At 72.2% G+C, this 16,543-nt stretch carries 5 protein-coding genes; all 5 read left to right on the forward strand.

The window, feature by feature from the left end; genetic code table 11:
- The first annotated feature begins 81 nt into the window (after positions 1-81).
- The 5 genes from BKK80_RS23935 (at position 82) to BKK80_RS23955 (ending at position 16,185) form a co-directional block, all read left to right on the forward strand.
- Positions 82-1,086 carry a FecR family protein gene (locus tag BKK80_RS23935; protein ID WP_071071578.1) on the forward strand — a complete coding sequence of 335 codons (1,005 nt, stop codon included), beginning with the start codon at positions 82-84 and terminating at the stop codon, positions 1,084-1,086.
- Positions 1,087-1,240: 154 nt separating this feature from the next.
- Entirely contained in the window at positions 1,241-13,597 is a 12,357-nt protein-coding gene (locus BKK80_RS23940; protein ID WP_071071580.1) for a filamentous hemagglutinin family protein, read from the forward strand.
- Between the two features lie 156 nt (positions 13,598-13,753).
- A complete protein-coding gene (locus BKK80_RS23945; protein WP_157903328.1) occupies positions 13,754-14,554 on the forward strand; it encodes a hypothetical protein in 801 nt (266 codons plus the stop codon).
- On the forward strand, positions 14,551-15,057 hold the full coding sequence (locus BKK80_RS23950) for an RNA polymerase sigma factor (RefSeq protein WP_071021589.1): 507 nt from the start codon (positions 14,551-14,553) through the stop codon (positions 15,055-15,057). Before BKK80_RS23945 ends, BKK80_RS23950 begins: the two co-directional genes overlap by 4 nt.
- A 105-nt stretch (positions 15,058-15,162) precedes the next feature.
- Complete coding sequence (locus BKK80_RS23955) at positions 15,163-16,185, forward strand: FecR family protein (RefSeq protein WP_157903329.1); 1,023 nt, start codon at positions 15,163-15,165, stop codon at positions 16,183-16,185.
- Positions 16,186-16,543: the final 358 nt, after the last annotated feature.

Here is a 16,543-nt window from a genome sequence, read left to right on the forward strand (position 1 = left end):
GCCTGTCCTGCCATGGCCGCCGCCATGGCGATGCGCGGGCGCCGCCGCGCAGGAAAGTAATGAAGACCGAATAGGGTGGGCATGCAAGCAGACAAGGCCGAGGACGACGCCGCCGCGCTCGATGCGCAGGCCAGGGCGTGGCTGCGCCGGCTCCGCAGCGGCGCCGCGACGGAGCGGGATGCGCGCGAGTTCAAGGCGTGGTGCGCGCGCAGTCCGGCGCACCGGCGGACGCTGGCGCGTGCCGAGCAGGCGTGGCGGGCCATCGGGCAGGCGCAGGCCTGCTACGAGGAGATGTTCCCGGAGGGCCGCGGCCAGGCCGCGGCCCTGCTGCGGCGCCAGGCACCGGTGGAATCCCGGCGGCGCTTCCTGCGGGGCGCCGCCGTGGCCGGCGCCGCCGCCGCGCTGGCGGCCGTGACGCTGCGGCCGCCGCTGCATCTGTGGCCCTCGCTGCAGGACATGGCCGCCGACCACCGCACCGCGACGGGCGAGCAGGCACGCCTGGCCCTGGCCGGCAACCTCGAATTGCTGCTCAACACGCAGACCAGCATCGATATCGCGCGCGGTGCCGGCCCGGCCGGCGGTGACCGCATCCTGCTGATCGATGGGGAGGTCGCGCTGCGCCGCCAGCCGGGCGCCGGCCAGGTGGAGATCGTCGCCGGTGGCGGACGCATCGTGCCCGGCGATGGCGCCGTCGAGGTCCGCCGTGCCGGCACGCGCTACTGCGTGACCTGTACCGCCGGCGAGGCACGGCTGGCGCATGCCAGCGGCACGATGGCGCTGCGCCAGCGCGAGCGCGTCTGGTACGACCGGCAGGGTGTCGGGCCTGCCGGCGCGGTCGACCTCGAAGTCGCCAGCGCCTGGCAGCACGGCCAGCTGCTGTTCCGCGCCGTGCCCCTGCGCGAAGCGGTGGACGAGATCAATCGCTATCGCCGCGGCCGCGTGATGGTGTCGAACCAGGAACTGGCGTCGCGGCGGCTCAGCGGCCAGTTCCGCATCGCCGACCTGGATGAGGCGATCCGCCAGATCCAGCAGATCTATCACGCGCAGGTGACGCGATTGCCCGGAGGGTTCGTGATTCTGGGATGACGGCGCCTGCCGTGATCCGGAGTGCCGGGGTTGCCGGGGTTACAAAAAAGATTGCGGTTGGCCGCCGCTGGTCCGTCTTGTTCACATCGCCTGCTCGACCATCGCCGATGGCCGGCAGCACAAGACCGATCCGGACGTATCCAGGAACCCCGCCATGACGCCTCGCACGCTTCCTTCCCACGCCACGCCGCGCAGCCAAGCAGGCGCCCGGGCCATCGCCGCCGGGCCGTCGCCACGGCGTACGACGGTGCGTCCGATCGCACGTTCGATCGCGCTCCCGAACGCGCTCCCGAACGCGCTCCCGCTCGCACGGGCGGTGGCACTGGCGCTGGTGGCGGGCGGCGCGGCCGGCAGTGTCCACGCCCAGCAAGCGTTCAGCCAGGCATGGTTCGCGGCCAAGGGCGCCGTGCAAGGCAACGTGGCCGCCACGGGCCGGCTGCCCAACGGCATGCTGGCCGGCACGCCGGACGGGCCGCAGCAGCAGTCGCAGGCGGCGCGCCAGCAACTGCAGCGCTCCATCGACAACCTGAACCTGGCGGCGCAGGCCATCGCGGCCCAGCAGGCGATGCAGCAGGCCGCCCGCGATGCCGCGCAGGCCGCCGGCTCCCCGGTGCCGGATGGCCTGGCCGAAGGCGGCCTGAAGGTCGATACCAACAGCCTGACGCGCGGCTGGATCCACGCCAACGCGCCGGCGCAGACGGTGGCCGACGGCAAGACCACGGTCACCATCGAGCAGACCCAGGCCAAGGCCATCCTGAACTGGGAGACCTTCAACGTCGGCAAGAACACCACGGTGGACTTCAAGCAGCAGGCCGACTGGGCGGCGCTGAACCGCGTCAACGATCCGCAGGCGCGGCCGAGCCAGATCCAGGGCAGGATCCGGGGCGACGGCACCGTGCTGATCGTCAACCGCAACGGCATCCTCTTCGGCGGCGGCAGCCAGGTGGACACGCGCAACCTGGTCGCGGCCGCGGCGAAGATCAGCGATGGCCAGTTCACCGGCAACGGCCTGTATGGCGCCAACGGGACGCCGACCTTCACCGACGCGCTGGGCGCGGTGCAGGTGGAGCAGGGGAGCCGGATCAGCACGCGCGAGCCGGATGCCGTGACCACCGGCGGCGGCTATGTGCTGCTGCTGGGCAAGACGGTGCACAACGCGGGCGAGATCACGGCGCGGAAGGGACAGGCCCTGCTGGCGGCCGGCGACAGCTTCGTTATCCGCAAGGGCGTCGGCACCGAGGGCAATACCGCTTCCACCACGCGCGGGAACGAGGTGGCGCCGCTGTTCGCGGCGGACAGCGGCGCGGGCGCGGTCGGCAACAGCGGCCTGATCCTGGCGCGCGAGGGGGACATCACGCTGGCCGGACGCGACGTGCGCCAGCAGGGCGTGGCCATCGCCACCACCACGGTCAACACGCGCGGCACCATCCACCTGCTGAACTCGGCCGCCGATGCCGCCGGGCGCGTGACCCTGGGCAACGGCGCCACCACGGCGGTCCTGGTCGAGGACGATGGCAGGACGACGGCACTCGATACCCAGCGCGATGCGCTCATCAAGGAGTCGCTGGCGCAGGACAGGATCCGCGCGCAGGCCGCCCAGGGAACCTTCGACAACTATGCGAGGCTCGCCGACCGGCGCGACCAGTCGCGTGTGGAGATCGTCGCCGGCGGCAGCATCGTGTTCGAGGGCGGCAGCCTGACGCTGGCCACCGGCGGGCAGATCGCGGCCAGCGCGGCCGGGCGCAGCTTCCTGGCCGACAAGGCGCAGCTGGACGTGTCCGGCGCGGTCGGCGTCAGCGTGGCCATGGAGGCCAACAATGTGCTGGTCAACGTGCAGGGCAACGAACTGCGCGACTCGCCGCTCAATCGCGACAGCGGCAAGCTGGCCAACAACAATGTGTGGATCGACCGGCGCAGGCTGGTCTATGTCCCCGCCGGCACGGGCAGCTACCAGAACGAGCGCTGGTACACGGCGGGCGGCCTGCTGGAGGTCGGCGGCTACCTGGGCAAGCAGGGCCACCGTATCGGCGAATGGGCCGCCCAGGGTGGCACGGTGACGCTGGGCGGCGCGGAAGTGGTGACGCAGCCGGGCTCCAGCGTGAACCTGGCCGGCGGGACGCTGGATGTCGCCACCGGCTATCTCCGCAATACCTGGCTCAAGGGCAGCGACGGGCGCCTGTACACGGTCGAGAATGCCCCCGCGGGCATGGTCTTCTCCGGCGTGTACAAGGGCTTCGAGACGGAACACGCGCGCTGGGGCAGCACGGCCAGCGAGGCCTTCTACAATCCGCTGATCGCGCCGCAGCAGCGCCTCGAGAACGGCTACAGCGCGGGGCGCGATGCGGGCAGCCTGATCGTCAGCGCGCCCACCGCCATCGTCGATGGGGATGTGATCGCGCTGGCGTTCGATGGCGCGCAGCAGACGCGGCGCCGCAATGCGTCCGCCGACGGCTACAAGCAGGCGCAGACCGCCGTGGCCCAGCGCGGCGGCCTGGTCTTCGGCAACTTCAACGCGCTGGGCCTGGCGGGCGGCCACGCGACCGACGTGCGGATCGCGGCCGGCCAGCAGGGGCCGGCGCTCGAACCCGGCGAGGCGATCGCCGCGGACCGCCTCAACACCACCTGGCTCGACGGGCAGCGCCTGTCCGGCTACGGGCTGGGGCGCCTGGAGATCAATACCAGCAAGCCGGCCGTGGTCGAGGCCGAGGTGAGGCTGGCCGACGGCGGCCGCTTCAGCCTGACGGCACCGCGCAGCGAGATCGGCGCCGCCATCGTCGCGCACAGCGGCGAGATCGTGCTCACCAACGTCTACCAGACCCAGGGCGGCTCCCTGGCCGGCAGCCAGGGCTCGATCACGCTGCGCAGCGGCGCGGTGCTCGATGCCAGCGGAACCTGGACCAATGCCGTCAAGGACCCGCGCAGGCTCGCCGGCCTGGCCTATATCGATGGCGGCTCGGTGACGCTGCGCAGCACGCAGGACGTTGTATTGGAGACGGGCTCCCTGATCGATGTCTCGTCCGGCGCCGCGCTGCGCAGCGGCGGCTCGCTCGCCGGCGGCCGCGGCGGCAATGTGGCGCTGGTCGCGGACTATGCCATCCCGGGGGCCAGCGACGGCACCGGCACGGTCGCGCTCGGCGGCACCATCCGCGGCTACGGGGTGCTCGGCGGCGGCAAGCTGACCGTCGAGGGCGGGCCGGCGATCGTGCTCGGCGGCAGGCTGCTGGCCAAGGAGGGAGAACTGGGCGCAGGGGAGCGCGTCGGGGTCGACCTCGTGGCCGACGCGGCCTTCACGGTCAGGGCCGGCGAGATCCTGCCCGCCGACTACCACTACACCCGCACCGTTGCGCTCGCCGGTGAGCGCGTGGCCGGCGTGCCGGCCTTCTCCAGCGAGGCACCGGTCGTGCTCGGGGCCGACTGGACGCTGCCGCCGGCGCAGCACGTTGCCTACACGCTGATGGTGGACAGCGTGCCGATCGAGGTCACGCCTTTCACCCAGCTCACGCTGCGCGCGGGCCAACGCATCACCGGCATCGCCAATCCGGGCGAGTTCCCGCCCGGCTACGTCGTGCCGGCCGGTGTCTTCGCCGGCGGCATCCCGATCCAGCCGGCAGCGGCGGTGCTGCGCGCCGGCGACACTGCGGCGGCGGCGGTCACCTTCGATGCCGGCACGCACATCCTCGCCGGCATGAGCCTGGCCCGCCCGGTCAAGGTCAGGCCGCTGCAGCACCTCGATGCGGGCCTCACGGGGCTGGGCTTCTCCAGCTATGTGATCGACGGCCACCAGGGCCTGGCCGTCGCGGACGGCGCGCGTATCGCCGCGACGGTGCCGGTGCTGCGCCCTGGCGCGAACGCGCCCGAGCTGGCCACCGGCGCCGATGCGGCCATGGCCCTGGAGATATGGACACCGCCGCTTCATCGCGAGGATCCGCTCGCGGGCAGGCTGACCCAGCGGGCCGGCGCGGATCTCACGCTCGATGCCAACGCGGCGCGGACACGGCCCGGTGGCGGCGTATCCATCGGCACCGGCGCGGAGATCCTGGTGGACCCGGGCCATGCCATCGCGCTCCATGCGCTCGGCCCGATCCACGTGGACGGCAGGCTGGCCGCGCCGGGCGGCACCATCGACGTCATCCAGGTGAACACCGCCTCCAACGGCGGGGCGAGCGCCGATCCGCAGGGCGGCCGGCGCGTCATCGAGATCGGCGGGCATGCCGTGCTCGACGCGGCGGGGCGCGCCTTCACCGCACTCGACCAGGCGGGCCGGCGCTACGGCATCGCCCAGGACGGCGGCAGCATCACCATCGGCGCGCCGACGCTGCTGGAGAGCGCGGGCGGCGTCGCCCAGGCCGCCGACGCCTTCGTCGTCGTGCGGGCCGGCGCCCTGCTGGAGGCGAGCGGCGCCAGCACCACCATCGACCAGCGCCAGCCGGGCGGAACCGGCGGCGCCAGCGCGCCGCTGGCGCTGGCGGGCAACGGCGGCACCATCGCGCTCCATTCCTTCCAGGGACTCTATCTCGACGGCACCCTGCGCGCGGCCGCCGGCGGCTCCGGCGCCCTGGGCGGTGCCTTGATCCTCACGCTGCAGACACCCCGCTACGGCGTGATCTCGAGCGACCCGAGCGTGCCGGACGAACTGCGCTATTTCCGCGAGCTGACGATCGGCCAGCGCGCGCAGCCGAGCGGCGCCGCCGACGGGCTGCGCGCCGGCCGCGCCCGCATCAGCGCGGAGCAGATCCAGGCGGGCGGCTTCGACAGCTTCACCGCCTACGCGGACCTCGTGCGCTTCGACGGCAGCGTCGACCTCGCGCTCGGGCGCGCGCTGACGCTCTACCACGGCGGGCTGCTGAGCGATGGCTCCGGCATGCACGTGCGCCTCGCCGCGCCCTACGTGAACTTCCGCGCGGCGCCCTTCCTGTCGCTCGAAGGCGACCCGGTCTATCCCAAGGCCTATACGCCGACCATGACCGTGTCGGCGCTGCCGACCCGGGCCAGCTTTTCCGTCGATGCCGACCTGATCGACCTCGGCAAGCTCACCCTGCACGGCGTGGCCGGATCGATCCGCCTGGTTTCCGGCACCCGCGCCTACGATGCGCCCGGCTTCGATACCGCCGTGCTCACCAGCCGGGGCGACATCCGCCTGGGCGGCGGCGTGACCGGCACCCGCCTGCTGGAGCTCGATGCCGCCCAGCTCTACCCCTATGGCAGCGCCATCGGCCGCATCCCCAACTTCGCCGACTGGGCCACCATCAAGGCCACCGAACGCGTGCGCATCGGCCGTACCACCGACACCGTGCCGGAAATGCCCTATTCCCTGTTCGGCGGCGTGCGCATCTGGTCGCCGGCGATCGAGCAGGGCGGCATCCTGCGCGCGCCGATGGGGGCGATCCAGTTCGGCGAAGCCAGCAACGGCATCGGCAACAACTACGACCGCGCGGTGGTGGCCGATACCGTGACCCTGCTGCCAGGCAGCATCACCTCGGTCAGCGCCAGGCACCTGTCCATGCCCTACGGCGGCACGGTCGACGGCCTGGTCTTCAGCAACGACGGCAACCGCGTCACCCAGGCCGTGATCAGTGAAGCGCGGGTGGTGCTGTCGGGCCGCGCCAACGATGTCCAGGCGGGGGCGGTGATCGACCTGTCCGGCGGCGGCGACCTGCCGGGCTCGGCTTTCATCAGCGGGCGCGGCGGCTCGGTCGACGTGCTGGCGACCGCGCTCGCCGATGCGGGGCCGGGCCATGGCTACAGCCGTGCCGGCAGCCCGGTCTACGCGCTGGTCCCCGGGGCGCAGCCGTTCGCCGCGCCGGTGGGCGGCGGCGCGGGGGCACTGCCCGCGACCGGCCAGCAGGTCACGATCCCGGACGGGGTGCCCGGGCTGCCCGGCGGCACCTATACGCTGATGCCGGCGCGCTATGCGCTGATGCCCGGCGCGTACCGCGTCGAAGTGGGCGGCCATGTCGGCCCCGCGGCGCAGCGGACGGTCGACGCCGGCAATGGCAGCTGGATCGTGCAGGGCCGCCTGGGCGTGGCCGGCACCGGCCGCAGCGATGCGCTGGCGACGCAGCTCATCGTCACGCCCGGCAAGACGGTGCGGCGCTATGCCCAGTACGACGAGACCGGCCTGCAGGCCTTCCTGATGGCCGATGCGGCGCGTTCCGGCGCCGCGATCCCCTACCTGCTGCGGGACGCCAAGTCGCTCGAGGTCCGCTTCCCCGAACTGGGCAGCGCGCCCAGCGACAAGCCGGCCCTGACCTTCGCCGGCAGCGCCGATTTCACGCCCGCCGAAGGCGGCCAGGGCGGCACCTTCACCGCGCGCTTCGGCGAGCGCGCCACCAGCAAGATCGAGGTCGTCCGTGCCGGCCAGGCCGGCACGGCGGGCTACCTGACCCTGGTCGACAGCACGCTCGACGGCATCGGCGCGGCGCGCCTGCTGATCGGCGGCTACGCCAGGTACGCCGGCGATTCCAGCATGGTGATCACGGCCGGTGCGCGCGAGCTGGTGGTGCGCCCGGGGGCCGTGCTGTCCGCGCCGGAAGTGATGCTGGTGGCGAGCCACGGCGGCATCACGGTCGAGGATGGCGCGGTGCTGAGCAGCATCGGCAAGGGACGTGCAACGCCCTACTCGGCCGGGGCGGGCTATATCACGGCCCTGGAAAACGACGACCTGTTCCAGACCAACCTGGTATCGGTGTCCAACGGGCTGCTGAACGTGTCGGTGACGGCCGGCAACGGCGCCGGGCCCGGCATCCGCATCGGCGCGGCGGAACTCTATGCCGAAGGCGCGCTGACGCTGGCGACCGGCGCGCGGGGCGCGCTGGTGCTGGATCCCGCTGCGCGCTATGGCGCCAGGTACCTGAACCTCGGGCTGGCCAACATCAATATCGGCGAGACCTCGGCGCTCGACGCGGCACGGGCCGCCGGCGTGCTGCCGGGCGGGCTCAGCCTCTCCCAAGCGGTGCTGGACGGCCTGCTCCAGGGCAACCGGGGCGCCGGCATCCCCAAGCTGGAAACGCTGATCCTCTCGGCCGGCCAGTCGATCAACTTCTTCGGCCCGGCGGGCATCGACACCATCGATCCCGTCACCGGCAAGTCGAGCCTGGCGGAGCTGGTGTTCAACACGCCGGCGATCTATGGCTCGGGCGCGAGCGGCGATAAGGCTTCCGTCACCACGGGCACCCTGATCTGGAACGGGGTCCGGACCGGCGCGGGCAACGCCGGCGCCAGTGCCGCGGCTCCCGCGGTGGTGCCCGGAGGTGCGGGCACCGGCAGCGGCACGCTGACCATCGCGGCGGACCGCATCGAATTCGGCTATGTGCCGTTCAGCAAGCCCGACACGCAGCTGACCCTGGATCGCACCACGCTGGGCTTCGCCACGGTGAACCTGCTGGCGCAGGACCGCATCACCGCCAACCAGCGCAACACCTTGTCGGTCTACCAGTCGCGCGCGGCGGATGGAAGCTATCACGGTGGCGATCTCAATCTCGTCACCCCGCTGCTCACCGGGGAGGGTGCCTCGATCAACCGCATCCAGGCCGGCGGTGCGCTCGCGCTGGTGGCCCCGCAGGGCGCGGCGGCCCCGCATACCGATGTCACCGGCGCCGAGATCGGGCTGCAGGGCGGCAGTGTGCGGATCGCCGGCACCATCGCCCTGCCCAGCGGCAAGCTGACGCTCACGGCGGACCAGGACCTGATCCTGGCGGATGGCGCACGCATCGACCTGGCCGGGCGCGCGCTCAAGATGATCGACGTCACCAAGTACAGCTGGGGCGGCGACCTCGTCCTGGCCAGCGCGCACGGCGATATCCGGCAGCAGGCCGGGGCGGTCATCGACCTCTCCGCCGTCAACAACAGCGGCGGCAGCCTGTCGGCCAGCGCGCTCGATGCCGGCCAGGGCACCATCGAGCTGGCCGGAGCCATCCTCGGCCAGGTCAGCGGTGAACGCGACATGGGCGGAACGATGATGCCCTATGCGGGCGCGGCGGTGGACCTGCGCGCCCAGAGCATCGCCGGTTTCGCCGCGCTCAACGAGATGCTGAACCGGGGCGGCGTGTTCGGCGGCCGCGACTTCCAGCTCAAGCGCGGCGACCTCGCGGTGGGCAGCGAGGTGAAGGCGAACCGCGTCGCGCTGTCGGTGGACGGCGGCAGCCTCGCTGTCAACGGACGCATCGATGCCAGCGGCGCGCAGGCGGGGACGATCCGGCTCAGCGCGCGCGACGGCCTGGTGCTCGGGGCCGGTGCGGTGCTGGACGCCCATGGCACCAGGCTGCGCGTCGACAGCCGTGGCCAGCCCATCGATGCGAGCAATCGCGCCACCGTCGAGCTCACCGCCAGCGGCGGGCGGCTGGCGCTCGCCCCGGGTGCCGCCATCGACGTGCGCTCGGCCGACGGGGTGGCGCGCGGCATGGTGACCTTCAATGTGCCGCGCCTGAGCGAGAGCGGCGGCGACATGGCCATCGACGTCGCCGGCCCGGTCGCCATCGACGGCGCCAGGAGCCTCGCGGTCAACGGCTTCTGGCGCTATACCGACGCGCCCGCCGGCACCCCGGGCAGCGACGGCAGGCCGGTGCAGCGCATCACCCAGGCCTATCTCGATGCCATCCATGAGCGGAGCACGGTATTCGAGAACGCGGCGCTGGCCAACCCGGCCCTGCAGGCGCGCCTGGCCGGCCTGAAAGCCTACGGCGCGGCCTATCATCTGCGCCCCGGGGTCGAGATCGCCAGTGCCACGCCCGATGGCAACCTGCTGGTGGACGGCGACCTGGACCTGTCGGGCTATCGCTACGGCCCCACGGCGAATCCCGCGGCGCGCGGCTCGGGCGAGCCCGGGATGCTGGTGATCCGTGCGGGCGGCGACCTGGTCGTCAAGGGCAGTATCAACGACGGCTTCGCGCCGCCCCCGGCCACGCCGGACGACTATGGCTGGCGCATCGCGACGACCGTCAAGATCGGCGATCCGCTGCCGCAGGCCATCAACAGCTCCGATCCGTGGCAGTTCGAGAGCAGCTACCAGGTCCCCGCGGACTGCTGGGATTGCCTCGTCTTCACCACCGATGGCGGCGCGTATTTCAACGGCGACACCGTCCCGGCGGGTGCCAGCACGACGCTGCTGATGCTGCCGCAGGGGATTCCCAGCCCCTTTGCCTTCTCGTCGACCACGCCGCGGCCGGAGCCGGGCCGGGTGTGGGCGGTGTCGCCCATGCTGCCCGCCGGGTCGCAGTCCTGGTCGATGCGGCTGGCGGCCGGCGCGGATCTTCTCGCCGCCGACAGCCGCCGCACCGGCGCGGCCCGGAAGGGGGACCTGGTGCTCGACGACGAGCATTTCACCGGCATCGACCAGACCCTGAAGGCCATCAGCGTGGTGCGCACGGGCACCGGCGACCTGGATCTGCTGGCTGGCGGCAGCGTGGCCATGAAGTCGCTGTACGGCGTCTACACCGCCGGCACCCAATCCGCCCCGATCCTGGCCGCCGATGGGTCCAATCCCTACAACCAGCCGCGCGGCGTCCCGCGCGGCGCCTCCGGGGTGCTAGGCAGCGCCGGCGCGGCCTACGAGTCCCTGGTGAGCGGGGCGGGCAGCCCCTACCAGGCCTGGTATCCGGAGGCGGGCGGGAACCTCTACATCGCCGCGCAGGGCGATGTGACCGGCTACGGCGTGGCGGGCGCCAACACCTCCGCCATGCCCGGCAACTGGTTGTGGCGGCAGGGCGGGGCCGCCTATGGCCTGCCCACTGCCTGGTGGGTCAATTTCGGCACCTACGCGCTGCCGATCAACTCCGGCGACGTGGCCAGCAATGCGCCCCAGATGGTCGGCTTCACGGGCTTCGGCGCGCTGGGCGGCGGCAATGTCGCCATCCGCGCCGGCGGCGATGCCGGCATGATCGTCGATCCGGGTTCGTCGGTCGCCTACGCCAGCCAGGGCCTGACCATTGCGGTCGGCGGCAGCGGGCGGGTGGCGCCCGACGGACGCCTGGTGCAGACCGGCGGCGGCGATATCGCGCTCAGTGTCGGCGGGGCGCTCAATCCGATGAGTTCCTACCGCAAGCCGAGCATCTTCACGGGCCGCGAAGGCGTGATCACCGCTGTGCGGGGCGCGATCGACGTGCAGGCCGGGTCGATCGGCCGGATCGACCTCGGCTATGGCGTGTGGAACTATGCCCTGCCGGGCGATCCCCGCGCCTTCTCCAGCAACGAACCGAACCAGGGGCTGCCCTTCGGCGGCCCCTACCTCACGCTCGGCGACGGCACCGCCACGCTGCGCTCGCGCGGCGACCTGGTGCTCAGCGGCGCCGACGACGCCGGCCGCACCCTGCAGCAGAACACGACCCCATACAGCCTGGTGGCCGATGGCGTGCGCACCGATTTCGCCGGTGGCGGCTATAGCTGGTTCTCCCTGTGGACCGGCCGCACGGCGGTGGACCTGTTCGCCGCAGGCGGCAACCTGACGCCGGTGCTGCTCGGCGAGCGGGCGAGGCGTGAGTATCCCGCCACGCTGCGCGCCACGGCCGCGCAGGGCAGCATCTACTACGGCGCCCCGCGCGACACCATCAACCCGGTCGTCACGTCGCTGATCCTGGCGCCTTCGGCGACCGGCGAGCTGGAACTGCTGGCGCGGGACTCGATCTATGCGCTGCGCTCGGCCGTCGACATGTCGGGCGCCGACCCGGCCGCGATCGCCACGCCGGCCAATCCCGCCTTCCTCGGCATGGGCCGGCAACTGCCGGTAGGCAACCTCAGCGCCGACAGCGAGAGCCGGGCGAGCCCGCTGGGCCTGTTCACCTTCGGCCCCAACACCGTGCAGGGCGACCTCCACGCCGGCGACGGCTCGCCGCAGCGCTTCTACGCGGTGGAGGGCGATATCATCGGCCTGCGCACCGGCGAACTGCTCGACCACACCAGCGGCGGCACCTCGGTGTCCCGCTACCAGCTCGACAAGTGGCATGTCGCCGCCAAGCCGGTGCGGATCATTGCCGGGCGCGACATCATCGGCTCAGGCGAGCCGGCCATGTTTCTCTCGCCGACCGGCCAGCCCGTCTTCCCGACCAGTGCCAGCTACGGTTCGCCGTCCCAGGGCAACCTGATCTACCACGCCAACGCGACCGACGTCTCCGTGGTGCGCGCGGGGCGCGACATCCAGCTGTCCAATTTCCAGGTCGCGGGACCCGGCACGCTCGATATCTCGGCGGGCCGCAATCTCTACCAGGCGGACAAGGCCTCCGTCACCTCGATCGGCCCGCTTGCCGGCGGCGACACACGGCCGGGCGCTTCGATCGCCCTCGCGGCAGGCGCCGGCGCCAACGGGCCGGACTATGCCGCCATCGCCAGGCGCTATCTCGATCCCGCCAACCTGGCCGATCCCGGCGCGCCCCTGGCCGACCAGCCGGGCAAGGTAGCCAAGACCTACCTCGGTGAACTCGGCGCCTGGCTGAAGGCGCGCTACGGCTACGACGCCGGCGGCGAACGGGCGCTGGCCTATTTCAACGGCCTGGCGCCCGAGCAGCAGGCGATCTTCCTGCGGCAGGTCTACTTCGACGAACTGAAGGCGGGCGGACGCGAATACAACGATCCCGCCAGCCGCCGCTACCAGAGCTACCTGCGTGGCCGCAATATGATCGCCACCTTGTTCCCCGACAAGGACGCACAGGGCCAGGCCATCGAGCGCGCCGGCAGCATCACGCTGTTCGGCGGCTCCGGCGTCCGCACCGACTTCGGCGGCGGCATCGACATGCTGGCGCCGGGCGGACAGATCGTGGTGGGGGTGCAGGGCGAGGTACCGCCCGCGAGCGCGGGGGTGATGACGCAGGGGAACGGCGACATCCGCCTGTTCAGCCGGGGCTCGATCCTGCTCGGCCTGTCGCGCATCATGACGACCTTCGGCGGCGGCATCCTGGCCTGGTCGGCCGAGGGCGATATCAACGCCGGGCGCGGCAGCAAGACCACCGTGGTCTACACGCCGCCCAGGCGCGTCTACGATGACCTCGGCGACGTCAAGCTGTCCCCGCAGGTGCCGAGCACCGGCGCGGGCATCGCCACGCTGGCGCCTATCCCCGAGGTGCCGCCCGGCGATCTCGACCTGCTGGCGCCGCTGGGCACGATCGACGCGGGGGAGGCGGGCATCCGTTTCTCGGGCAGCGCCAACTTCGCCGCGCTGCAGATCGTCAATGCCGCCAACATCGTCGGCAACGGCAAGGCGACGGGCCTGCCGGTGATCGCCGCGGTCAATGTGTCGGCCTTGGCCAATGCCGGCGCGGTCGCCGGCAGCGCGGCCAGCGCCGCGCAGGACGCTGTGCAGCGCGAGCGCGCGGCGGCGCGCCAGGCCATGCCATCGGTCTTCACGGTGCGGATGCTGGGCACCGGCGGAGAAGCCCAGCCCGGCAGCGGGCAGGCAGATCCCCAGGCGGGCAAGCCCATGACCTATCGCCCCGGCAGCGCGGTCCAGGTGCTGGGCGATGCCCGCCTGGGCGAGGCCGCCCGCAGCCAGTTGACGGCGGCGGAGCGGCGCTCGCTCGGACTCTAGTCCGGGTCCGGACCCGGCCGGCGCGCGCCGCTGCCCCGCCTTGCCTCCGGGGAAGCGGCGCCTTGCCCGCCGTCCTGATGCGCCGGTACTGCTGAAATGCTGCTGTCACAGCCGTGTCATGTCGCGTAAGTAACGTTCCCGGCGTTTCGCGAGGGTTTGTCCTTCCCGCTCTCGCGAGGCGTTGGCGATTTCCTTCTCGACATGACAGGCTGCTTGGCGTCGCTCCGTGTGCTTGCGCTGGCGGGTTGCTTGAGCGGCGTGGGCGGCTTGGGCGGCTTGGGCGTTCCGGCGGCCGCGGCGCAGGAGCATGCGCCGTCCTCCGCGGGCGCCGATATCCCGGCGCCGGATGCGGCAACGCCGCCGCTTGCGTTCGACATCCCGGCACAGCCCCTGGCCGACGCGCTCCGGCAGTACGCCCTGCTGACCCGGCAACCGGCCTTGTTCCGCAGCGAGATCGTGGCGGGGCGGGTGTCGTCGCCGGTGCACGGGCCGTATCCGCCCGGCGAGGCACTGCAGCGGCTGCTGGAAGGGACCGGGCTGATCGCCGAGACGGTGGAAGGCAGTACGGGCAAGGCCTTCGTGCTGAAGGCGGCTGGCGCGGCTCCGGCCGGCGGCGGCGCTGGCCTGGGTAACTTGACCGGGTATCCGGGCTTGGTTCAGACGGGTGTCTGGGAGGCGTTGTGCAGCAATCCGCGTACTGCTCCGGGAACATACCGATCCTTGTTGCGCTTCCGGGTGGACGCGGGGGGTGCCTTGCGCGCCGTGCAACTGCTCGGCCCGAGCGGCGACGCGCGGCGCGACGCGGCGATCGTGGCCGCCTTGCAGCGCGTGCAGCTTGGTGCGCCGCCGCCCGCCGACCTGCCGCAGCCCGTGATCATGCTGATCTTGCCCCGCGCGGCCCGCGGACCCGATGCCGGGCCGCGCTGCGCGCCGGCTAGCGGGGCGCAGCCACCATGACCGAGGAAACCCGTCCGGTTCTCGCCGACTACCTGGCCAGGCACTACGGCAGCCTGAAGCGGCGCGTCACGCGCCTGCTGGGCAGCAGCGACCTGGCCGGCGATGCCCTGCACGATGCCTGGGTGCGCTTGAGCGCCGACCCGGCCGAAGCCTCGCCGGTGCGCAGTCCGGGCAGCTATGTGGTGCGGATGGCCGTCAATATCGCGGTGGACGCCCTGCGCCGGGGCAGCCGTTCCCTGCCGCTCGACGAGGTCGAGGCGCTGATCGAGCTCGCCGATCCGCTGCCGGGGCCGGCGCAGACCACCGAGGGACGCTCCGAACTGGCCGCCATGGCGAGGCTGCTGGAGCGCATGCCGCCACGCCGGCGCGAGGTGTTCCTGCTGGTCCACCTGGAGTGCCTGACGCAGGAAGAGGTGGCCAGGCGCCTCGGCTGCTCCAAGCGCACCGTCGAATACGAACTGAAATACGCCCATGACTATCTGGTGGCCCGCATGGAGCGGTGAGCAAAAAAGTTTGCGGAGTGCGCGGCGGCCAATCGTCTTAGCACTGCAAGGACCCGGCGACCGTGCCCGCTGCCGCGCGGCAGGCGCCCGCCAAAGCACTTCGGCATGGCCGATCCCCGTCACACGATGAAGACATCCGCCGACCACCGCACCGCCCCGACCGACACGCTGCGCCAGCAGGCCTGGGTCTGGCTGCGCCTGCTCAAATCCGGCGACGTCAAGCAGTGGGATGCGGAGCGCTTCCAGCACTGGCTCGACGCCAGCCCGGCGCACAAGGCGGCGTTCGCCGACGCCAGGCAGCGCTGGGAAGCCTTCCAGCCGGCCGCGGCGGAACTGCTGCGCAGCAGCCCCAAGGCGGCGCGCTTCCATGCGCAGGCCGCGCAGCGGACGCGATCGCAAGCCGGGCGGCGCGCCTTCCTCGGTGCCGCCGCGGCCGGGGCGGCGGCGGTCGCCGCGGTTGCCCTGGTGCATCCCCCCGGCGGGCTGTGGCCGCCGCTCGACGGCTGGGGAGCGGACTACCGCACGGCCACCGGCGAGCAGCGCTCCGTCACGCTGGCCGGCCGGGTCAACGTCATGCTGAACACCCAGACCCGGATCCGGCGCGAGGCCACGCGCGAGGGCGTGCCGGGCATCGCGCTGCTCGCGGGCGAGGCCGCCATCGACCTGCCGGCCGGCGGGCAGCGCTTCGGCGTCATCGCCGCCGGCGGCCAGAGCGTGGCCGATGGCGGGCGTTTCGAGGTCCGCCACCTGGACGGCAAGGTCTGCGTGACCTGCCTCCAAGGCAAGGTCCGGGTGGCGCATCCGGCCGGCGTGCGCGAGCTGCAGGCCAGCCAGCAGACCGTCTATGACGGCCGCTCGATTGCCGGCATCGCCAGCATCGATCCGCTCAACGTCTCGGCCTGGCGCAGCGGAGAACTGGTGTTCCGGCAGACCAAGCTGAGCCTGGTGCTGGCGGAGATCAACCGCTACCGGCCAGGGCGCGTCGTGCTGGTGAATGACGCGGTACGCGACATGCCGGTGAGCGGCAGCTTCTACATCGCCTCGCTGGACCGGGCCCTGGCCCAGCTGCAGCACAGCTTCGACCTGGACGCCCGTGCGTTGCCGGGCGGCCTGCTCATCCTGAGCTGAATCCTCGCTGCCGTGCATGACCGCCGGATGACGCGCGACGCGCGTCTGCGGCGTCCTCGCGTCTTTCCGCTGTGCCGGTGCCACGTCCTTGTCCTGTCATGCCGTCTTGCCTGCAGTCTGCCTGCAACACGCGTGCCGAAAAATACTTTGCGGACTGGTGCGCTCTTCAATCGTCTTAGCTCGTCAGAAAACTTCCGCAGCGATGGCGTGCAACGCCGCGTTGCGCTGGACACCCTGAGCGCGGCGGTCCCCCGGGCGGGGCCGCCGGGCCGGCATCGACGCAAAACCTAGGCGAGACCTCAAGATGAGCACACGCGGGCGCAAGTGCGCAGGAACGAAACCGGATCGGCTGGCACAG

Source organism: Cupriavidus malaysiensis, from assembly GCF_001854325.1.
Lineage (GTDB): Bacteria > Pseudomonadota > Gammaproteobacteria > Burkholderiales > Burkholderiaceae > Cupriavidus > Cupriavidus malaysiensis.